Annotated in this window: 19 protein-coding genes; 9 read left to right on the top strand and 10 right to left on the bottom strand. The window is 69.6% G+C overall.

Going from position 1 to position 20,093, the window contains the following annotated elements; genetic code table 11:
* Positions 1 to 289: 289 nt before the first annotated feature.
* From OG884_RS10710 to OG884_RS10675, 8 genes are all read right to left on the bottom strand, one after another.
* A complete protein-coding gene (locus OG884_RS10710) occupies positions 290 to 952 on the bottom strand; it encodes a pentapeptide repeat-containing protein (protein WP_326644601.1) in 663 nt (220 codons plus the stop codon).
* Between the two features lie 348 nt (positions 953 to 1,300).
* Positions 1,301 to 2,689, bottom strand: coding sequence for a cysteine--tRNA ligase (gene cysS / locus OG884_RS10705; RefSeq protein WP_326644600.1), 1,389 nt, complete (start codon positions 2,687 to 2,689; stop codon positions 1,301 to 1,303).
* A 107-nt stretch (positions 2,690 to 2,796) separates the two neighbouring features.
* Positions 2,797 to 4,644 (bottom strand): sigma factor-like helix-turn-helix DNA-binding protein, encoded by a 1,848-nt coding sequence (locus OG884_RS10700; protein WP_326644599.1) that lies wholly within the window; start codon positions 4,642 to 4,644, stop codon positions 2,797 to 2,799.
* Between the two features lie 49 nt (positions 4,645 to 4,693).
* Positions 4,694 to 6,751, bottom strand: a complete 2,058-nt coding sequence (locus tag OG884_RS10695) for a UvrD-helicase domain-containing protein (RefSeq protein ID WP_326644597.1) — start codon at positions 6,749 to 6,751, stop codon at positions 4,694 to 4,696.
* A gap of 3 nt (positions 6,752 to 6,754) precedes the next feature.
* On the bottom strand, positions 6,755 to 8,974 hold the full coding sequence (locus tag OG884_RS10690; protein ID WP_326644595.1) for a hypothetical protein: 2,220 nt from the start codon (positions 8,972 to 8,974) through the stop codon (positions 6,755 to 6,757).
* A gap of 110 nt (positions 8,975 to 9,084) precedes the next feature.
* Positions 9,085 to 9,840, bottom strand: coding sequence for a class I SAM-dependent methyltransferase (locus OG884_RS10685; protein ID WP_326644593.1), 756 nt, complete (start codon positions 9,838 to 9,840; stop codon positions 9,085 to 9,087).
* Between the two features lie 125 nt (positions 9,841 to 9,965).
* Positions 9,966 to 11,027: an ABC transporter substrate-binding protein gene (locus tag OG884_RS10680; RefSeq protein WP_326644591.1), complete on the bottom strand. Its 1,062-nt coding sequence runs from the start codon at positions 11,025 to 11,027 to the stop codon at positions 9,966 to 9,968.
* A 112-nt stretch (positions 11,028 to 11,139) separates the two neighbouring features.
* Complete coding sequence (locus OG884_RS10675; RefSeq protein ID WP_326644589.1) at positions 11,140 to 11,325, bottom strand: putative acetyltransferase; 186 nt, start codon at positions 11,323 to 11,325, stop codon at positions 11,140 to 11,142.
* Positions 11,326 to 11,485: 160 nt separating this feature from the next.
* Here OG884_RS10675 and fdxA point away from each other — a divergent pair, with 160 nt between their 5' ends.
* The 3 genes from fdxA (at position 11,486) to OG884_RS10660 (ending at position 13,715) form a co-directional block, all read left to right on the top strand.
* Positions 11,486 to 11,812, top strand: coding sequence for a ferredoxin (gene fdxA, locus OG884_RS10670; RefSeq protein WP_326644588.1), 327 nt, complete (start codon positions 11,486 to 11,488; stop codon positions 11,810 to 11,812).
* Between the two features lie 140 nt (positions 11,813 to 11,952).
* Positions 11,953 to 13,032, top strand: coding sequence for a succinyldiaminopimelate transaminase (gene dapC / locus OG884_RS10665; protein WP_326644586.1), 1,080 nt, complete (start codon positions 11,953 to 11,955; stop codon positions 13,030 to 13,032).
* Positions 13,033 to 13,079: 47 nt separating this feature from the next.
* A complete protein-coding gene (locus tag OG884_RS10660) occupies positions 13,080 to 13,715 on the top strand; it encodes a DUF4178 domain-containing protein (RefSeq protein ID WP_326644584.1) in 636 nt (211 codons plus the stop codon).
* Between the two features lie 96 nt (positions 13,716 to 13,811).
* Here OG884_RS10660 and OG884_RS10655 read toward each other — a convergent pair whose 3' ends face one another.
* Positions 13,812 to 14,630 (bottom strand): hypothetical protein, encoded by an 819-nt coding sequence (locus OG884_RS10655; protein ID WP_326644582.1) that lies wholly within the window; start codon positions 14,628 to 14,630, stop codon positions 13,812 to 13,814.
* Between the two features lie 70 nt (positions 14,631 to 14,700).
* Between OG884_RS10655 and OG884_RS10650 the strand changes: the two genes are divergently transcribed.
* From OG884_RS10650 to OG884_RS10635, 4 genes are all read left to right on the top strand, one after another.
* Positions 14,701 to 15,561 (top strand): 2,3,4,5-tetrahydropyridine-2,6-dicarboxylate N-succinyltransferase, encoded by an 861-nt coding sequence (locus OG884_RS10650; protein ID WP_326644580.1) that lies wholly within the window; start codon positions 14,701 to 14,703, stop codon positions 15,559 to 15,561.
* A 53-nt stretch (positions 15,562 to 15,614) separates the two neighbouring features.
* Positions 15,615 to 16,676 carry a succinyl-diaminopimelate desuccinylase gene (gene dapE / locus OG884_RS10645; RefSeq protein WP_326644578.1) on the top strand — a complete coding sequence of 354 codons (1,062 nt, stop codon included), beginning with the start codon at positions 15,615 to 15,617 and terminating at the stop codon, positions 16,674 to 16,676.
* Positions 16,677 to 16,971: 295 nt separating this feature from the next.
* Positions 16,972 to 17,742, top strand: coding sequence for a TIGR00730 family Rossman fold protein (locus OG884_RS10640; RefSeq protein ID WP_326644576.1), 771 nt, complete (start codon positions 16,972 to 16,974; stop codon positions 17,740 to 17,742).
* Positions 17,743 to 17,774: 32 nt separating this feature from the next.
* Positions 17,775 to 18,362: a TIGR00730 family Rossman fold protein gene (locus OG884_RS10635; RefSeq protein ID WP_326644574.1), complete on the top strand. Its 588-nt coding sequence runs from the start codon at positions 17,775 to 17,777 to the stop codon at positions 18,360 to 18,362.
* Here OG884_RS10635 and OG884_RS10630 read toward each other — a convergent pair.
* Complete coding sequence (locus OG884_RS10630) at positions 18,339 to 18,857, bottom strand: hypothetical protein (RefSeq protein ID WP_326644571.1); 519 nt, start codon at positions 18,855 to 18,857, stop codon at positions 18,339 to 18,341. The two genes, OG884_RS10635 and OG884_RS10630, sit on opposite strands and share 24 nt — an antisense overlap.
* A 41-nt stretch (positions 18,858 to 18,898) precedes the next feature.
* On the opposite strand from OG884_RS10630, the gene OG884_RS10625 reads away from it, so the two are divergent.
* Together OG884_RS10625 and OG884_RS10620 are read left to right on the top strand one after the other, a co-directional pair.
* Positions 18,899 to 19,483, top strand: a complete 585-nt coding sequence (locus OG884_RS10625; RefSeq protein ID WP_326644569.1) for a hypothetical protein — start codon at positions 18,899 to 18,901, stop codon at positions 19,481 to 19,483.
* Between the two features lie 44 nt (positions 19,484 to 19,527).
* Positions 19,528 to 20,085 carry a DNA-3-methyladenine glycosylase I gene (locus tag OG884_RS10620; protein ID WP_442811720.1) on the top strand — a complete coding sequence of 186 codons (558 nt, stop codon included), beginning with the start codon at positions 19,528 to 19,530 and terminating at the stop codon, positions 20,083 to 20,085.
* Positions 20,086 to 20,093: the final 8 nt, after the last annotated feature.

Raw genomic sequence — 20,093 nt, 5'->3', positions numbered from 1 at the left:
CCGATGCGGGCACGGTGGCCCTAGCATCGCTCATGGATCGCAGCTCCTTTGCGATCAAGGAACCCCGCATGGCCTGTCCGCCTGCGGGGTTCCGCTTTACGTGACGCTGATTGGTGTCCATAGTTGAAGTCGCGGAGAGTGTGTGACAAGACACACCGAGTCGCGCCGATGTCAGTGCGACGCATGCGACGGACCACGAGGACACACGTGACTGGACAATTAACAGCGAATGCCTCGACGGAGTGGCGGGAGCATGTCCCGGCCTTCCGCGTAGCCAGTTGTCGAAGTCCTAACCGAAACTGACCTCCAGTTCGGCCGCGAGTGCCTGGGCTAGACCCTGAAGCTGTGGCTGATCAACGATGATCTTTCTGAGCGCGCTCACTCCGCGAAGGCCGGACAGGTCGTTGCCGCGCAGGTCGCAGCCGCGATAGGTGCCGCCGTCGAACTCCGTCAGGTGCAGGTCGCACTCATCGAATGCCACGTCGCTCAGGTCGGACCCGACGAACCGCGCTTCTCGCAGCGAGCAGCCGGTGAAGATTACCCGGCCTACGGCACGGAGGTGAGTGACGGTCGCGTAGTCCAGCTTGCACCGCTCGAAGACCACGTCATCGAGCGTGACGTTCTCCCACTCGGCGCCGAGCATCTTGCAGTTGGTGAACGTGACCCTGGAGAGCTTGCTGTCCTCCCAGCGGAGGCCGGACAGGTCGCAGTCGGAGAACTCCACCGAGTTCAGACGCAGCTCGTCTAGGCGGGCACGCTGGGTGGTGAGGCCGGTGACGCGCCCGTCCATGAGCTGAGTCCCCGACAGGGGTGGCTCGCGCAGATGGGCGTCAAGGTATCGGAAGTCGCGCAGCTTGCCGTGCTCGCCTTCCAGCGAATCGACCTCGTCCAGGTCCGTGTCGTCCAGATTGGGCAGCGTGACGCTCGTCTGGCGTACGGTGCGTGTGTCCATCGTCTTGCCTTCCAGGGGGCAGGGCCCCGGCGTTGATTCGTTATGTCCAGTTCCGGCATGTTGATCAGATGTTGTAGACGGCGAATGCGGCATTGAGGTCGAGGAGGTCGAGGCCTTTTGGTCGTGTCCAAGATGGCCATCTCGCTGGGCTTCGACGAAACCCCCATTGCAGGACATACGGTCTGGGCCGAGCTTCCGATTGAAACAGGCGTGTGCTTGTTGAATGGCAGTAAGAACTGATTATGGCGGAGACCGGATCGTCGATAGCAGGTCGATTCCCTGGCCGATCATCGGCTGATCCCCGATTCCGTACGCGACCCTGTCATCACGCACATCTTCACCTGACCGTCAGGACCAGGTCTGGCCGTCCGGGGTGTCGGCGACCTTCACGCCGAGGGCGGCCAACTCGTCGCGGAGGCGGTCGGAGGTGGACCAGTCCTGGGCGTCACGGGCTCGGGCGCGTTGCTCAAGCAGTTCAGCGGCGCCTCCGGGCAGGCTCCTCGGCCTGACCGACCGGCCGATGTCGAGGGAGAGGTCCAGGGCGAGGATCTGGTCGAGGTGCAGGAACGCCTCGAAGCGGGAGCCGGGGGCGACCGAGCCGTCGCGTTCCAGTTCGCGCAGCAGCCGGAGCGCCAGCGGGGTGTCGAGGTCGTCGTCGAAGGCCGCCTCGATCCGGGAGACCCGATCGGCGGGCATCGGGCTGCTCGGCGACTCCGACCACTCGGCCACCTGGCTCCGCCAGCGTCGCAGGGTCCTGTCGGCGGCCCGCAGGGTGTCCCAGGTGAGGTTCATCTGCTGGCGGTGGCGGTGCTCAAGCAGCGCCAGCCGCACGGCCAGCGGATCCAGGCCTGCGTCCGCCACGTCCTTGAGCAGGACCACGTTGCCGGTGGACTTCGACATCTTGCGCCCGTCGAAGAGCAGGTGTTCGCCGTGGACCCAGTGCCGTACCACCTCGTGCCCGGCGGTGGCGTCGGACTGGGCGCGCTCGTCCTCGTGGTGCGGGAAACGCAGGTCGATCCCGCCGGTGTGCACGTCGATGCGCTCGCCGAGGAACCGCAGTGACATGGCCGAGCACTCGATGTGCCAGCCGGGGAAACCTCGGCCCCACGGCGTCTCCCAGGTCAGCTCCCGGTCCGAGGGCTTCCACAGCGCCCAGTCGGCGTGGAAGCGCTTGCGTGGATCGACGCCCTCGACCCGATGGCCCGGCCTCAGCTGGTCGAGCCGGTTGCCGGAGATCTCGCCGTACGTCGGGAAGGATGCCGCGTCGAAGAAGACCGACCCGTCGGGCACCGCGTACGCGTGCCCCTTCTCGATCAGCTTGGCGATCATCTCGATCATCAGGTCGATCGTCTCGCTCGCCCGGGGCGAGTGCTCGGGCGGCCGGATGTTCAGCGCGGCCGTGTCCGCGAGAAAGGTCCCCTCGTAGAAGCGCGAGATCTCCAGGGCGCTGCGCCCCTCGGCCCTCGCCTGGGCGAGTACCTTGTCCTCGCCGGAGGGGTCGATCTCGGCGTCGTCGACCAGGTGACCGACGTCGGTGATGTTGCGGCAGACCACCACCCGGACCCGCTGCCGCTCGCTGACCCGCCTGATCAGGTCGGAGAGCAGGTACGACCGGAGATTGCCCACGTGGGCCGACCTGTAGACGGTCGGTCCGCAGGTGTACATCCGCAGCGAGCGGCTCCCCTCGGGAACGATCCGCTCGATCCGCCGATTCCGCGTGTCATAAAGCCGCAACATACGCCGAGCCTACGCAATCAACCCCACCCCACACAGGACGGGCTCCACAACACGCGATGGGACCCGGCTCGGCCGCGGCCGAGCCCGCGCGAGCGGAGCGAGCGCCATCAGACACTGCCTTCCAGGAAGGCCAGGATCTCGCGGTCTCCTCGGTCGCGCAGGCGGGCGATCACCTCATCGCGGGTGCAGCCGTCCGAGAGGCCGATGCGGGCGCCGATCAGGCGGATGCCCTCGGCTTCCGAGGCCACCGGTGCCGTGTAGCCGATCAGGTGCAGCGCCCGGTTCAGGGCGGGCAGCGCCGGTGAGGCGGCGGGCAGGTAGCGGGTCAGCAGCTCGCCGCCGTCGGACACGGTCAGGAAGACGTGGTCACCCTCGGAGGCGTTGGCGGCGATCAGCACGGGGCGGATGGAGCCCATGGTCGGCTGGTTGTGCCAGCTGATCACCACGTCGCCCGAGGGGGTGGAGGCGGTCAGCTGGCCGCCGGGGGCCATGCCGAGGTGCGCGGCGAAGCCGGTCGGCAGCGGGGAGCCGGAGCCGCGCAGGTGCTCGGCGTTGACGTCCACCCGGTGCCACCAGCGCCCGTCGCGGCTGCGGAAGCAGCGCCGGGTCTCCGAGACGTCGCGGCGTGGCTGGTAGTCGGACTGCTCGGCTCCGGCCACCCGGATCCATCCGCGCTGGGTGCGCTCGAAGCCGGGGCCGCCGGCGTACGCGCGGACCGAACTCTCGCTCACGTCGTAGCGCGCGGTGAGGTTGGTGACGATCGTGTTGACGGACGCCTCGCCGTTGGCGCGTTCGATCTCCCGAACGATCATTTCCCGGATGCCCAGATACTGCTCGCCGCCCCAGCGTGCCAGCCCGTACTTGTTCCGGTCGACCCGCAGGAACCGGTCGTCGGCGGTGAGCTGGTTGCGGATGCCGACGAGGCTGTAGTCCTCGCCGATGCGTTCCTGGATCTCCTCGGGCGTCAGCGGGTTGCCCGCCACCGCGAGCACGGCCTCGGCCTTGTCGTTGACGCTGCGCGGCCAGGGCACCACGTGGTTCTCCAGCACCCGCAGCTGGGGCACCGCGATGAGCCAGCGCTCGGCCACGTCCTCGCGGATGCCGAGCTGGCTGACCAGCGTGACGGCCTCGTCCAGCGGGCGCGGCCCGTCTGTGAACAGCTGCCGGGTCTTCTCCCTGAGCTCGTCCGAACCGCCCGCGACCAGCCAGCCGTCCACCTGCTCGTATCCGCTCAGCAGGGTCCTGACGAACCGCCAGGAGGGGATGCCCAGCGTGGCCAGGTCGGTGCGGTGCCAGGGCACCGCCGCGGCCAGGTCGTCGGCGGGCACGGCGGAGCCCAACCGGCCTCGCAGCCAGGACACGTGGCCTGTCAGCGGAGCCGCGTCGTCCTTGGCGAGCCAGGCCTCGACATGGTCGCGCAGGTCACGCTCGATCTGCCGGATGCGTTCCCTGGTGACGGAGAAGCGCTGGGCCAGGTCGTCGAGCGTGGCCCGCTGGGAGGCGTAGAGCCGGTCCCTGGCGATGGCCCGCTGCCGCTCGTCCAGCGTGGCGAAGACCTCGTCGATCAGCTCGGGCAGCGGCCGGTCGGGCCTTGCGGGGCGGACCTGGGCGACGCTCTCCTCGGTGACCGGTTCGAGCAGTCGCTCCAGCACCCCGGTGAACAGCTTGTGCACCGTCTCGCGGCCGAGCCCCTCGGGCGTGCGCACGCTCGAAGCGGGGTCGGAGAACCTGAGCAGGGGGAGGACGTCGCCGAGCATCAGGTGACCCCAGCACGTCAGGGCGAGGTCGGTCAGGCGTCCGGCGACCTCGGACGTCCCGATGGTGGAGCAGGCCCTGTCGAGCGGAAGCGCCTGCCACCACGCCTCTGGGAGGCGTGGATCGGTTGCGATCGGCGCTACCTGGCCAGGAGAGGTCCAGCGCAAAGGTGGCGCGATGTCGCTCAGGCTGAGGTTCATTGAGGTCCAACCGGCAAAGGGGATTACATCCGCAGTTCAGACTATGTGGTCAGTTGGGAAGGAAGGGACTCGCCCGTCCGGAATGGGATACGTAAAGGAGTTCTCGTGCCCGGGTGCAGGCGACATAGAGCAGGCCACGCTCCCGCTGGAGATCGTGGGCCCTGGCGGCTGGATCCTCGCCGACCGGGGTCAGCGAGTCGGGGTCGGGCACGATCCCCTCGCCCACGCCGATCACCGCGACCCGCCGGAACTCGAGTCCCTTCATGCCGTGCAGCGTCGTCACTCGCACCCCCAGCTCGCGCAGAGCGGTCCGCGCGTCACGCACGAGGCCGGCGGTCCTGGCGGCCACCGCTATCTCCTCGGGCGTCACGCCCTCATCCACCCACTGTCCCACCTGTGCCACCAGCCCCGTCAGCTCATCTCGTGGTGAATCGTAGGCACGGACCATCGGCCTGAGCCCGTGCCGGGTGCTCCGGAAGCCGTAAAGCTCCTGCACACCGTTGACGAGCCCGTCGGCGGGACCGCCTCCGCGCAGCCGGACCCCCCAGGACAGAATCTCCTGCGGGAGCCGGTACGACACCTGCAGGCGCTGCCGGATCGCGTCGATCCCGACGGCGCTGAGCGTCACCCGAGTGTCGAAGATGCGCTGGTGCGGGTCGCCCACGATGAACAGGTCGTCGCGGGTGTGCGGCACCGCCGCCCGCAGCAGCCGCCACTGCGCGGGGTGCAGGTCCTGCGCCTCGTCCACCACGATGTGCCGGTACGGCTCCCGCATGGGCTCCGCCTCCTCCAGCAGGTCTCCCGTGGTCTGGCCGAGCAGCACCGACGCCTCGGAGGCCAGTTGCAGCAGGGTCCGCTTGCCGCGCTCTCGCAGCCGGCCGGTGACGTGCCCGATGGCGTCCCAGACGGCGACGCGCTCCTCGGCCGACAACTCGACGCCGCGGCCCGAGCGGGGGGTGTCCAGATACTCCTCCAGCGTCCGGAGGTTCTGCGCCAGTACCACCTGCTCCCATTCGCGCAGCAGGAACGCCGGGCTGTGGCCCGTCTCCGTCTCCCCCCAGAGCGCCGTCAGCTCGGCGGCGCCGACCAGCGAGGGCGGACGCCCCTCGGCCTCGGCGACGATGCGGTGGGCCAGCCGGTCCACGTTGCCGACCTCGATCCGCTTGCGGATCATCTCGTCCTCGATCAGCACGTCGAGTTTGGCCGCGAGTTCGGCGCTCAGCCTCTGGGAGAAGGTGACGAGCAGGATCTGGCCGCCCGCGCGCCTGGCCAGGTAGGCCGCCCTGTGCAGGGCGACGAGCGTCTTGCCGGTGCCCGCGCCACCGGTGACCAGCGTCGGCTGCTGGTAGGACGCCCAGTACGCCAGCCGGTGCTGAGGCGGCCGCAGGAACACGCACCAGCCGGGCGCGTCGAGCACGCGGTTCAGCTCGCGCGGGTGGTTTGTGAAGACGGCCCGGTCCGGGCTGCGCAGGAGCGCGGCACCGAAGTCCTCGGGGTTGATCGGCTCGGGCCCCGCGGCGACGGCGCGGCAGTTCTCCAACTCCCGCCAGGCCGCGGCCATCGACTCGCCCCTGGCGAGCGCCGCCAGCGGCTCGTACTGCGTCGGAGGCAGGAGCGGTTCGAGCGCCTCCAGGGTGAGCTGGTCGGTGATCTGCCTGACCAGCGGCAGGAACCGGCCGTCCACCCCCAGTTCGGCCAGGTCACTGTCGCAGATCTCGGAGAACAGCCGTGTCGTGGACGCCTCGGCAGCCCTGCGCACCGCGGGTCGTACCTGGTCCAGCGCCTCGGCGTCCCACATCTCGACCACTCCAATCGCCGTGTTGACGCCGAACCGGTAGCGCTGGGCGTACGCCCACGCCTCCACGTCCGGCAGCACGGTCAGCAGCCAGTAGACGTCCCGCTGCTTGACCACGACACCCCGGTGGCGGTCGGCCAGCCTCAGGGTGACGATCCGGGGGTCCCTGGCCCCCCTGACCCGCTCGGGGTGCGGAGCACCCGCCACGTTCTGCAGGAACCTGCGTGCCGACACCACGACGTCCCGCCGCACCGGCTGGGCCAGGGCGCCGAGTTCGACGGGGAAGTCGGGGGAGATGGCGAGGCGGGGCATGAGCTAGGCCAACAGTGACAGGAGATCGCGGTCCCCGCGTTCTCGCAGCCGGGTGAGAAGGTCGGGTATGCCCACGGGGCCTGTCATGCCGACCCGGGTGGCGATGACCCGCCCGGCCTGCTCCGGGGTGCCGCCCGAGGCGGTGTAGCCGACAAGCCTCAGTGCCTGGGCCGTCGCCTCGCCCTCGCCCTCCGAGGCCGGTAGGTGCCTGGCCCGCAGGACCCCCTCGTCCGACAGGGTCAGGAACAGGTGGCTGCCCTCTTTGGCTCCCACGTCCTCCAGGAGCGTCCTGAGCGACTCCAGCACGGGCCTGTCATGCCAGCTGAGGACCAGTTCGCCGACCGCGCTGCTGACTGTGCGGCCCTCACCGGGTGACATCCCGAGATAGGCGGCGAACCCGCTGGGCAGCGAGCACTCGGCGCCCTGCAGGTGATCGGAGGTGACGTCGATCCTCAGCCACCAGCGGCCGTCGGGCTGGCGGAAGCAGCGCCTGGTCAGCGAGACGTCCTTCAGCGGGCGGAAGGGTGCCTTCGCCGGTTCCCCGTTCTTCCTCGGCACGCCGGCGGGCATCTCCGCGATCAGGGCGGGGACGCCGTTCGGGCGCTGGGGAGGTCGTTCACCCGCGCCGAGGATGCGGAGCTGCGGAACGTTCTCCAGCCACTCCTTGGACACCTCGGGGTGGATGCCCAGCGAGGAGACCATGTCGAGGGCCTTGTTGATGGTCAGCGGCGGCGGGGCCTCGCTGAGCATGTCGCGGGTGCGGTGGCGGAGCTCGGCGATGTCGCCCTCCACCAGCCACTCGTCGACCAGGTGGTAACCGGGGAGCGTGGCCAGCACGAACTGCCAGGCCGGTATGTCGAGAGAGTACAGCTCCTGGGTGTGCCAGTCGGCGGCGTTGATCAGCCGCTCCTTGGGTGCCGCCCTGCCGAGGAGCCTTTTCATCTCTTCCAGGTGCTCCCGGTACGGGGCGGCCTCGTCGGAGGCGATCCACTCCCCGAGCTCCCGGCGCAGGTCGACCTCGATGCCGAAGATGACCTCCGGCCGCACCGCGAAGAGCTTGGCCAGCGCCTCCGCGGTCGCCGGGGTGTCGCTGAACAGCCTGTTCTGCGCCACCGCCCAGCGCTTGTCCTCCACGTTGGCGAAGACACCGTCCACCAGCGCGTGCAGGCTCTCCGCAGGCCGCTCGGCTCCCTGGCTCCGCACGGCCTTCTCCGGCTTTTCCGGCTCGGGAGCGCCCGCCGCCTCCGGGGCGTCGGCGGGTACGGAGTCCTCGCCGGCCTCGGTGACCGACTCGACCGGGGCGTCGGCACCCACCTCGGACTCGGGCACGCTCTCGGCGGAGGACTCCGTCGGCCGGGCCTCTCCTGACGCGGCGGCCCGAGCTTCCATGCCGGCCGCGGGCGTGTCGTTCCTCGCCGGGTCGGCCGTGGGCAGGCCGTCCCTCGCCGGGCCGGGCTGGAAGAGCGATCCAGGGACGGCAGCGGGCTCAGCCTCAGCCTTGGTCTCCGCCTTGGTCTCCGCCGCGCGACGTGCCTCGGGCACCGGTAGGGCTTCCGGCTCTGCTAGGGCTTCCGGCTCTGGCCGGGCTTCTGGCTCCGGTAGGGCTTCCGGGTCGGTGGCGCTCTCGGCAGGGGGCGCGGGGGGTTCGGCGGGGGACTCCGTCACGACGCCGGGCCCGGTCCCCGGCACGGGGGCGGGGGTGGCTTCAGACTCATTCGGTATGGCATCGGACTCGCCCGGGGCTGACTCGCTCCGCGCGGCAGGCGCCGGGACTGAAGCGACCGGGACCGAAGCGACCGGGAGCGGGGTCGCCGGGACCGGAGCCGCCAGGCGTGCGAAGACCGCTGTGAAAAGGGCGTGCAGCAGCGGGACCGGCTGGATGAACGGCTGGTCGCGCAGGTCGTGGCCGGTCAGCGCGAGGAGACCCGGCCAGGATCCCGCGCGGTCGAGGGCTATGGCCGTGCAGGGCTCGTCAGCCTCGTCCGGATCCAGGACGTGCAGTGCGGGCAGCACGTCGCCCACGGTAGCGGCAGGCCAGTGGCTCAGGGCGAGCGCGGTGAGGATCTCGGCCAGCCTCTCAGGAGGCAGTACGGCGAGCACGTGGGCCATCGGCAGGCTCCGCCACCAGGCGTCCGGCAGGTCCGGCTGGTCGCGCAGAAGTGGGATCGTGGCCGCGTCGCTCCAGCGTAGCGGCGGCACGAGGTCACTCAGACAGAAGTTCATCCGTTCCCTTCACCAGCCCCTTAAGCCGCCCGAGTCACTCCATGTGGCCGGGAACGAGACTCATGGAACAGACCATAGTCTGGCAAATCGCCGCGGCGCATTGGGTCGGTTCAGCGGCGTACAGCCGCGAACCGCAGTCGCACGTAGTCGGCCATCCAGCCGCTCTCCCGCCGCAGGGCGGGGGCGGCCAGCTCGTTCACCCGGTGGAGCAGCGAGTCGACCATCTCCGGCGGCACTTCCTGGAGCAGTGAACCGGCGAACATCCGCACCCAGTCGGCCGCCCCGTTGGGGCACTCGTCGAGCGGGGTCGGCCGATCAAAGTATTCCAGCAGGCGGACTGTGAAGCCGCCTTTCTCCAGCCTCGTGGCATATTCGGCGGGGGTGGGGAAGTACCACGGCAGGCCGGGCTCACGGAGCCCGTACTCCCGCCATGCGGTGGACAGTGCCGCCGTCAGCGCGGCGCAGTTGCCCGCCCCGCCCATCTCGGCCACGAACCGCCCACCGGGTGCGAGGGCCTCGCGGACGCTGGTGATCACCGCATCCGGCTCCTGGCCCATCCAGTGCAGGGCCGCGTTGGAGAAGACCGCGTCGTAGGGCTGGGCCACCGTGAAGTCGCGGCCGTCGCCGACTATGAAGTCCAGCCCCGGATACTGCGCCAGGGCTTTTTCGATCATCGCCTGTGATCCGTCGATCCCCAGGACACGCGCACCCCGGGAGGTGATCTCGGCGGTCAGCGTCCCCGTGCCGCAGCCGAGATCCACGATGCGTTCCCCCGGCTGCGGGTCGAGTAGTTCGACCAGGGGGGCGCCATGTGCTGAAACGTACCCAAAGCTGCTGTCGTAGGCGCGAGCGTTCCACCTCGTCAAGCTAGGGGTGTCGTATCGCAAGACGTCAGCTCACATTCTGAGACGCTAAGGTCTCTTATCGGTACTCTCCAGACACTTTAGAGCCTCTGGGAAGTCACGACATATCAGTCTCACCAGCCTCACCCTCATCTCACCTTTCTGGCCCACTCGCGCTGGAGGTAGGCCCTGGCCCTGTCGATCTCCGAGACGGTGAGGATCACGGGCTTCGTACTGGTGGCGGGGAGCTTGGCCGCGAGCTCCTCGTCCAGGGTTCCGCGCATCTGGAGGGCCTCCATCCTGACCGGGCGGGCGTAGCCCTTCAGGAAGAGGTTCTGGCCCCTGTCGGAGAACAGGAACTCCTGCCAGAGCCGGGCGGCGGCCGGGTGCGGGGCCTGCTTGCTGATGGCCTGGACGTAGTACGAGCCGAGCACGGCGTCGCCGGGAATCGCGACCTTCCAGTCCTTGCCGCCGGCCGCCCGTTCGGCGTTGTGGTAGTCCCAGTCGACGATGACCGAGGCCGCCTTGGGGTTGGGCGCGAGGTTGCCCGCCCCCTTGAGTCGATGGAAGAACTCCACACCTCGTTCCGCCCTCGCCTCGCCGCCCCTGAGCGAGACGGCCATCACCCCGTTGAAGGCCGCGGCGACCTCCCGGGGGTCGCCGGGTAGCGAGACGCTGTGACCCGGCTTCAGCAGGTCGGAGAAGGAGGCGGGCGCCGCGACCTTGCTCGGGTCGTAGCCGATGGACATGTAGCCGCCGTACCCGGCGTACCAGGCGCCCCTGTGATCCTTCAGGTGGTCGGGGATGTCCTGCCAGCCCTGAACCCGGTACGGGGCGAAGAGGTCGGACTTGGCCACGGCGACGTCCACGCTCAGGTCGAACACGTCGGGTTTGAGAGCGGGGATGGCCGCGATCTCCCTGGCACTGTTCGCGTCGGGCTCCAGCTGGTCGACCTTGATCCCGTATTCCTCGGCGAAGGTGTCGATGATCTCGCCGTAGTTCACCCAGTCGCGCGGTAGCGCGATCACCGTGAGGGTCCCCTCCTTCTTGGCCGCCTCGACGAGGCGTTCCATCGTCGAGAAGCCCTCCTTCATGGAGGCGGCCCGGGTGTTGACCGGCGGGAATTGGACGTTCTGGGGAGCCGGGGCGCCACATCCGGCGATCGTGGCCGTGAGGATCACGGCGGCTGCGGCGCTGATACGTACGGTCACGGAGAAAATACTCTCCGCTGTCGTTCGCCTGGTCGAGCAGGCGCGGCCCTTCCTACCGGACGGCTTATACGTGTCTTGGCGAGCGGCTTACCGGAACGTGCCGGCGGGCGCCTCAGGCACGCGGACGCCGAGGCTCCTGGACCACCTTCGCCGCGGCGAGCGTCTCCTCGCCGATCTCGACCAGTGTGCCGTCCCGTTTGCGCACGCCGAGTACCCCGTCCCGCCAGAATTCCAGCTCGCCCACCGCGTCCCGGAATCCCTCGGGAACCCGTCTCCGCGTGGTGACTCTTTTGCCCACGTCAGAGGGGGTTATGGTGATATTCAGGTGGGCACCGAAACCAAGGGCCATCGACTTTTGCCCCCTCCCGTTTCAGACACGTGGCAGGCCCGGCAATACTAGGGCTAAGCAACCCGCGGTCGAAGTCGTGCCTAGGTGCGTAAAGAAGAAGGAGCCCGAGGTGACCTACGTCATCGCGCAGCCTTGCGTGGACGTCCTGGACAAGGCGTGCATCGAGGAGTGCCCTGTCGATTGCATCTACGAGGGAGGGCGGATGCTTTACATCCACCCTGACGAATGCGTCGACTGCGGCGCGTGCGAACCCGTCTGCCCGGTGGAGGCCATCTTCTACGAGGACGATCTCCCCGAGCAGTGGAAGGACTTCTACAAGGCGAACGTGGACTTCTTCGAGGACCTGGGGTCGCCTGGCGGCGCCTCCAAGGTCGGCAAGATCGAGAAGGACCACCCGGTCGTCGCGGCTCTGCCCCCGCAGGCCGAGAGCCACTAGGTGTCCTGTGCCGGAGGGGCGAGGACTCGCTCCTCCGGTGCGTGCCATCGCCAGTTCCGATAGAGCGAAAGACGACGGCTGATTCAAGTGAGCGCCATTCCCGACCGGTCAGAGAACCCGAACATTTCCGCGAGGCTCCGATGATCGGTCTGCCGGACTTTCCATGGGACCGGCTCGCGCCGCTGAAGGAACTGGCGGCGTCGCACCCCGACGGGATCGTCGACCTGTCGGTGGGCACTCCCGTCGATCCGGTGCCCGCCGTCGTGCGCCAGGCGCTCGCGGACGCCTCGGACAGCCCCGGATACCCGCAGACGCACGGTTCCGAACGCCTTCGCTCGGCCGCGGCCGGATGGCTGCGACGCAGGCACGGAGTGATCCTCGACCAGGCGAACGTGCTGCCGCTGATCGGTTCCAAGGAGTTCGTGGCCTGGCTGCCGACGCTGCTCGGCATCGGGGCGGGGCAACGAGTGATCTTCCCCGAGCTGGCCTACCCCACCTACGACGTGGGAGCCCGCCTCTCGGGCGCCGAGCCGTACGCCGCCGACGGGCTGCTCGCGCTCGGGCCCGAGCGGGTGCCGCTGCTCTGGGTCAACTCCCCGTCCAACCCGACGGGTAAGGTCCTGCCCGCCGAGCACCTGCGCAAGGTCGTCTCGTGGGCGCGCGAGCGCGGGACGGTCGTGGCCTCCGATGAGTGCTACATCGAGCTGGGCTGGGAGGAGCAGCCGGTCTCGATCCTGCACCCGGACGTCTGCGGTGGCTCGCACGAGGGCCTGCTGGCGGTGCACTCGCTGTCCAAGCGTTCCAACCTGGCCGGCTACCGCGCCGGGTTCGTCGCCGGCGACCCCGCACTGATCAAGCGGCTGCTGGAGATACGCAAGCACGCCGGCATGTTGATGCCCGCGCCGGTCCAGGCGGCGATGGCCGTCGCCCTGGACGACGACGAGCACGCCGAGGAACAGCGGGTCCGCTATGCCGCCCGCCGCGCGGCGCTCCGTCCCGCCCTGGAGGCGGCCGGTTGGAAGATCGAGCACTCCACCGCGGGTCTGTACCTGTGGGCGTCCAACGGGACGGGCTGCTGGGAGCAGGTCCGCGCGCTGGCGGAGAGAGGGATCCTGGTCGCTCCCGGCGACTTCTACGGGACCGCGGGCGAGGGGCACATCAGAGTCGCCGTGACGGCCGGCGACGAACGCATCAGTGCGGCAGTGCGCCGCCTCCAGTAGGATCGCGCGGCATGACCCCCGAGGTCGCTGTGATACTCGGATTGAGTGTGGCAACCCTTGTCCTGTTGTTCGGCGCGTTCTTCGCGACGACGCGTCAGGACAGGAGGGCCGACGACTCCGAGCCTCCCGGCGAGACCCCCCCCTCCTCGGTTGGGGCCGCGCAGCCGCCCCAACCGGCCATGGGCCGTGTCGGCATCGACTATCCCGACCCTCGTACGATCAAGGTCGGCGACGCGATCGAATGCCAGGGGGTGCGCAGCCGGGTTCTCGGCGCCCTGTACCTGTCGTGGCAGGGCACCCAGTGGACCGAGTACCTCCTCGACGACGGCAACCGCCGCTACCAGTGGCTGTCGATCCAGATGCGCGACGGCCTGGCGACCGGTGAACCGCCGCACCTGGAGGTGCTGCTGTGGACGCAGGTGCCCACCGAGGGCATGATCCCCGCCAAGACCACCCTGAGCGTCGAGGGGGTCGACTTCTTCCCCGTCGACCGTGGCACGGCGGCCTTCCGTGGCGAGGGTGTCACCTCGATGCCCGAGCGGGGTCTGCTCGACTTCGCCGACTACCGGGCGGCCGACGGCCGCCTGCTCAGCTTCGAACGCCTGCAGGGCCAGCGCTGGAGATCCTCGCACGCCGAGCCCCTGCCCCCCGGCACGATCAGGATCGAGAAAAAGGGCGTCTGACGGGGCGCCTCCGGCTCCGGCACGAGAACGACCGGAACGAGAACATCTACCGGCACTGGAACGGCCGGAACAGAACGTCTACCGGCACAAGAACGTCTAGGAGAGCTCGATCTTCCCGGCGGACGCCTTGGGGTCGGGCTTCCATCCGTCGTGGCCGTTCACGGAGACCCACGACTGGCCGTCGTAGCGGATGCCGGTCAGCCCGAATTCCTTGGCGTGGGCGACCGACCAGCCGGCCACCAGCCAGCCGCGCCTGCGCGAGGGGGCCTCGAACGCGGCCCCGAGCGCCCTGGTGAGCTCGCGCTTCGCCTCGCCCGTGTCAGGGCGCGGGGTCTTGCCCGAGGGAGCGGGAAACCAGCAGTGCACGGCCTTGGGGACACGTCCGGTGAACGCCGCGGCGAGGATCTTCCCGTCCTCCTCGTGCTGGGCGTACGCCGACCCGTCGGCCGAACGCTGCACGGCCTGGGCCGCCTCGTGCAGCGGCAGCTCCCGGTATCCCCGCACCTTCACCAGCTCGGCGAAGAACTTCTCCGAGGCGTAGACGGGATCGATGAGCTGGCTGGGTTCTCCCCACCCCTGGGAGGGCCGCTGCTGGAACACGCCGACCGAGTCGCGGTCGCCGCCCCTCAGGTTCTCCAGCTTCGACTCCTGAATTGCGGTGGCGTAGGCGATCACGGCGGCCCGCTCGGGCAGCCTCCTGCGAGCCGCCACGGCCGCGATGGCCGCCGCCACCTGGGCCTGCGAGATATCTAAGTCCAGCGAGCCCTCCGGAGTCGTGACCCTGCACCCCTCGCCGAGGTCGACGAACGGTTTCGCCCGCTTGAGCAGGGTGAACAGACCCGCGGTGATGGCCACCACGAGCACGACCACGATCGCGATGATCGCGATAACCCCTTTTGAGAAGCGCCTTCGCACGGTCAAGAACCTACAGGCCCCCAGCGATTGCTCAGCCTGTGATAACGCTGTGAACACTAGGCTCCGGCCCATGACCCAGAGCGATGCCAGCCCGCTGCCCGCGGCCGTCGACGAGCTGTGGTGGCGCCGGGCCGAGCTGAGCCCCGCCGACACCGAGGCCCGCGCCGTCGTGGTGAGCGCGGTGGACATGCTCGACGGCGGAAAGGCCCGGGTGGCGGAGGTTTCCCCTACCGGCGAGGTGGTTGTGGACGAGCGCGCCCGGCGGGCTGTCATGCTCGCGTTCCGGGTGCTCGGCATGGCCAGGTCCCAGGTGGGTGATTTCCATCACCATGACCGCCTTCCGTTGAAGACCTCCGTCGACGGGGTCCGCGTCGTGCCGGGGGCGATCGCCCGCTGGGGTGCCTACCTGGCACGAGGTGTGGTGCTGATGCCCTCGTTCGTCGACATCGGCGCCCATCTGGACGAGGGCAGCACCGTGGACACCTGGGTCTCGATCGGCTCGTGTGCCCAGATCGGCAAGAACGTCCACCTGGCCGGAGGGGTCGGCGTCGGAGAGGCGGGCGGCCAGGTGGGCGAGGAGGGGGCCGGTGCCCCGTGGGAGCCTTCCAGGGCCGCACCCGCGGTCGTCGAGGACGGCGCGCTGATCGGCCGCCGTGCGGTGATCGCCGAGGGGGCCCGCGTGGGCCGGGGCGCCGTGGTCGGCGCCGGGACGATCCTGTCGGGCTCGACCCCGGTCGTCGATGTGCGGACGGGAGAGGAACTCGGCCGCGGCCGCGTCCCCGACTGGTGTGTGGCGGCGCAGGGCACCCGGTGGCGCGAGTTTCCCGGTGGCACCTTCGGCCTGCGCTGCGTCTTGGTGCTGGAGCGCCTGGAGGAGGGCCACCGGCCCGGCAGGGGCGAGCTCGACCGGATGCTGCACGGACACGGATAGGGCCGGCGGGGTCGGGCTCGGCGGGATCCCTCGCGGGCACTAGGGTCGCGGACATGAGTACGCGTCTGGATCTCACACAGGATGTCGGGGAGCTCACCGCCCGGATCGTGGACGTCGAGTCGGTCAGCGGCGATGAGAAGGCACTGGCCAACGCCGTGGAGGATGCCCTCCGGCTCCTCCCGCACCTGACTGTCGAGCGCGACGGCGAGTCGATCGTGGCCCGTACGCATCTGGGCCGCGGCGAGCGGGTGGTGATCGCCGGGCACCTTGACACCGTCCCCGTCGCCGGCAACCTGCCCAGCCGCGTCGAGGGCGACCTGCTCTACGGCTGTGGCACCTCGGACATGAAGTCCGGCGTCGCGGTCGCGCTGAAGCTGGCCGCGGCCCTCCCCGAGCCCAGCAGGGACGTGACCTACGTCTTCTACGACTGCGAGGAGATCGAGGCCGAGCGCAACGGCCTGCTCGGGCTCAGCCGCAGGCATCCCGACTGGCTCGCCGGGGACTTCGCGGTGCTCATGGAGCCCACCGACGGCACGATCGAGGGCGGCTGCCAGGGGACGCTCCGGGCCCAGGTCGTCACCCGGGGCAAGCGGGCGCACAGTGCCAGGTCCTGGTTCGGGGTCAACGCGATCCACGCCGCCCAGCCGGTGCTCGCGATCCTGAACGCCTACGAGGCGAGGCTCCCCGTCGTCGACGGGCTGGAGTACCACGAGGGCCTGAACGCGGTGGGCATCGGCGGTGGCGTCGCGGGCAACGTGATCCCGGACGAGTGCGTGGTGACCGTGAACTACCGCTTCGCCCCCGACCTGTTCCTGGAGGAGGCGCGGGCCCATGTGAGCGAGGTGTTCGAGGGGTACGAGGTCCGCTTCACCGACGGCGCCGCCGCCGCGCGGCCCGGCCTGACCCATCCGGTGGCGGCGGCCTTCGTCGACGCCGTGGGGGGCACGCCGAGGGCCAAGCTCGGCTGGACCGACGTCTCGCTCTTCGCCGGTCTCGGCGTGCCCGCCGTCAACTACGGTCCCGGAGATCCGAATATGGCGCACCAGCAGGGGGAGTTCGTGTCACTGAAGAAGATCGCCGACTGCGAGCGCGGAATGCTCGGCTGGCTGTCCTGAAAGGCCGGACTCACCGGGCCAGGAGTGCCGTTCACGGTTGTGCCGTTCACGGTGTTGTGCGGTCCCCGGCGTGTGGGATCCGCCCCTCCCTGACGTGGGCGGTTGCGCCGGGCCGGGCCGGAGCGGGGCCGGATGCAAATGAAAGTGGCTTTCCTCGCCGGCCATTTGGCGGGGAAAGCCACTTTCAGTCCCGAGCAGCACCCTCGGCAGTTAGACGCGCCCCCGTCAAAATCCGGTTCCATGTTTTCATGGAGATTTTTCAAGATTTTTCCGGGACGGCACTACGGTGTCCCGCATGAAGAAAACACGTCCTGAACGCCGCCAGGGAGCCGCGGTGGTCCGCGGTGACCTCGTCTCCGACTCCACCTACGACCAGCGGCTTCTCGACAGGAGAGGTCCGGCCGACTGGCTGCACATGGACCCCTGGCGGGTGATGCGGATCCAGGCCGAGTTCGTGGAGGGCTTCGGCCAGCTCGCCGAGCTGCCCCAGGCCGTGACCGTCTTCGGATCCGCGCGTACCCCCGCGGGCACCCCCGAGTACGAGATGGGGGTCGAGCTGGGCACGAGGCTCTCCCAGGCGGGCTACGCCGTGATCACCGGCGGCGGCCCCGGCTGCATGGAGGCCGCCAACAAGGGGGCGGCGGAGTCCGGCGGCGTCTCGGTCGGCCTGGGCATCGAGCTGCCCTTCGAGCAGAGCATGAACGAGTACGTCGACCTCGGCGTCGAGTTCCGCTACTTCTTCGTCCGCAAGACCATGTTCGTGAAGTACTCCTGCGGTTTCATCACGCTGCCCGGCGGGTTCGGCACCCTGGACGAGTTGTTCGAGGCGCTCACCCTGGTCCAGACGGGGAAGGTCACCTCCTTCCCCGTGGTGCTGATGGGCACCGAGTTCTGGGGCGACCTGATCGGCTGGATCAGGAAGACCCTCGTGGGGACCGGCAAGATCTCCGCGTCGGACGCGAACCTCATCCACGTCACCGACGACGTGGATGAGGCGGTCCGGATCATCGTGGAGGCCGATCAGAACAGGATCGGGCGGGCGAGGGACGAGCGGAGAAGGCCGTGACCACCCCCGGCGATGCCGAATAAGGTCGGGACGTGTTCATCTGTGTATTCCTCGCGTCGAGTCAGAGAATCGACCAGAAGTATCAGGAACTGGCTGAAGAGGTCGGTGCCGAGCTCGCCAGGCGCGGGCACGACCTGGTGAGCGGAGGGGCCAAGGTCTCCTGCATGGGTACGATCGCCCGCGCGGCCCGCGCGGGCGGCGCCCGCACCGTGGGTGTGATCCCCCAGTCGCTGGTGGACATCGAGCTCGCGGACGAGGAGGCCGACGAGCTGGTGATCACCGGCGACATGCGCGAGCGCAAGGGTGTCATGGACGCCCGCTCCGACGCCTTCCTGGTGCTGCCGGGCGGCATCGGGACGCTGGAGGAGCTGTTCGAGATCTGGACGTCCCGCACGCTGGGCCTGCACGACAAGCCCCTGGTGGTTCTCGACCCGTGGGGCATCTACCGGCCGTTGCGGGACCTGGTCGAGGGCATGCAGGAGGCGGGTTTCACCCGGCCGAACGTCTTCGACGCCATCTCCTGGACCGCCACCGTCGACGAGGCGTTCCGGCTGCTGGAGAAGTCGACCAGGCACCTGGAACCGAGCGCCGAGGAACTAGGCGAGGCCACGGCGGGTTAGCGCGGGTGGACGCCGCCCGGCGAGGGAGTCGGTCATCTCGACGGCGAGCCGCACCTGTTCCCGGCGGTTCGTACGGAACACGCGGGCACCCGCCCAGGCGCAGATCGAGGCCGCGGTGAGCTCCGCGGCCTCGGCGTCCCTCTCGCTTCCGGCGGTGGCGTCGGCCTCCTCGACGGCCCTCCCGGCCCTCCTGGGGGGCGTGGCGGCCGTGGCGGCCAAGTCGGCGGGGGTGACGACCACGGTGTGCCCGGTACGGACGAGCTCCTCGACCTCCCCGATCGAGTGGGCCTCGACCCAGCCGGGCTCGCCCGGGTCGCCGGGGCCGAGCACGACGGGAGCCGTCGTCGGCATCGCTGGGAGTGCTGCCGGAGCCACCTCGCGGACGGATCGGCTTCCCGCCCCGGTCTGCCCGCTCGGAGAGGTCGGAGCCTGGCCGTCGCCCACCTCGACCGAGGCCGGCGGGAGGCTGCTCTCTTCAGGGAACGGAGGAGTCACGACCCGATCCTAGGTCAGCGGAGTTGTGGCACGATTCGTATGTGCTGGTCGTATTAGCCCTCGCTGCCGTAGCCGTCATCGCCGGTGTCACGATGGTCGCCATGGGCCGAGGAGGTGAGCTGAGTGAGTTCGCCCCCGACGTGCCTCCGCTGGACCTGCCCAAGGGCGGCCAGCTCGGTGCTGTCGACTTCATGGCACTCCAGCTCCCGGTGAGCCTTGTCGGCTATCACACCCAGAGCGTGGACGAGACGCTGAACCGGGTCGCCGGCGCCCTGAGCGAGCGAGACACCAGGATCGCCGTGCTGGAGCAGCGGGTGTCCGAGCTGCTCGCCGGCAGGCTCCAGGCCCGCCACGAGCTCAAGGGCGGCCTGTCCGCCGCTCTGCACGAGCTTGAGGCGCCGTACGAGCTCTCCGGCCACGGTAGGTCCACGGTGGGCGAGGAGCGTTCCGGCGGGTCGTCCGCCGTTTCGCTCGTCGAGAGCGAGGTGTCGTACCGGCTCCCCGACGCGGCCGGGCCCGCGGTGGGCGAGGAGCCTTCCGGAGCCTCGCCGGAGCCGTCCTCCGGTGCCGTCGGTGTCCACCTCGATGAGCGGCCCGGGAAGAACGAGAAGGAGGAGCCTCGTTGACCGAGACCTCGCGCCCCGTTGTGCCGGTGGCACCCGTGGAGCTCGTGGCACCCGTGGCACCCGTGGAGCTCGTGCGCTGCGGGTGGGTGACCTCGGCCCTCGACTACGTCGCCTACCACGACGAGGAGTGGGGTCGCCCGGTCACCGGTGACGACCGGGTGTTCGAGCGGATCACGCTGGAGGCGTTCCAGTCCGGCCTGTCATGGATCACGATCCTGCGTAAGCGGGAGAACTTCCGTGCCGCCTTCGCGGGATTCTCCATCTCGGCCGTGGCCGCCTTCGACGAGCGGGACGTCGACCGCCTGCTCGGAGACGCGGGCATCGTCAGGAACCGGGCCAAGATCGAGGCGACGATCGCCAACGCGAGGGCCGCGCTCGGCATCGGCCTGTCCGACCTCGTCTGGAGTCACGCGGACCCCGGCGCGCCGGTCCCGAAGATCCCGGCGGACCTGCCCGCCCAGACCCCCGGTTCCAAGGTGCTGGCCAGGGAGCTCAAGTCACGCGGCTTCCGTTTCGTCGGCCCGACCACCGCCTACGCGCTGATGCAGGCCATCGGCCTCGTCAACGACCACCTGGCCGACTGCTGGACACGCCGCGCCTGACGGCCTCC

Source organism: Streptosporangium sp. NBC_01755 (assembly GCF_035917995.1).
Lineage (GTDB): Bacteria > Actinomycetota > Actinomycetes > Streptosporangiales > Streptosporangiaceae > Streptosporangium.
The sequence above is the reverse complement of the archived record's forward strand: the minus strand, read 5'-3'. Positions and strand labels throughout refer to the sequence as shown.

What these genes read in the sequence shown, in the direction of transcription:
- OG884_RS10650 (WP_326644580.1), top strand. Translation starts at nt 14,701, where the DNA reads ATGACCCAGAGCGATGCCAGCCCGCTGCCCGCGGCCGTCGACGAGCTG.
- OG884_RS10700 (WP_326644599.1), bottom strand. Translation starts at nt 4,644, where the DNA reads ATGAACCTCAGCCTGAGCGACATCGCGCCACCTTTGCGCTGGACCTCT.
- dapC (WP_326644586.1), top strand. Translation starts at nt 11,953, where the DNA reads ATGATCGGTCTGCCGGACTTTCCATGGGACCGGCTCGCGCCGCTGAAG.
- OG884_RS10640 (WP_326644576.1), top strand. Translation starts at nt 16,972, where the DNA reads ATGAAGAAAACACGTCCTGAACGCCGCCAGGGAGCCGCGGTGGTCCGC.
- OG884_RS10695 (WP_326644597.1), bottom strand. Translation starts at nt 6,751, where the DNA reads ATGCCCCGCCTCGCCATCTCCCCCGACTTCCCCGTCGAACTCGGCGCC.
- cysS (WP_326644600.1), bottom strand. Translation starts at nt 2,689, where the DNA reads ATGTTGCGGCTTTATGACACGCGGAATCGGCGGATCGAGCGGATCGTT.
- OG884_RS10710 (WP_326644601.1), bottom strand. Translation starts at nt 952, where the DNA reads ATGGACACACGCACCGTACGCCAGACGAGCGTCACGCTGCCCAATCTG.
- dapE (WP_326644578.1), top strand. Translation starts at nt 15,615, where the DNA reads ATGAGTACGCGTCTGGATCTCACACAGGATGTCGGGGAGCTCACCGCC.
- OG884_RS10690 (WP_326644595.1), bottom strand. Translation starts at nt 8,974, where the DNA reads ATGAACTTCTGTCTGAGTGACCTCGTGCCGCCGCTACGCTGGAGCGAC.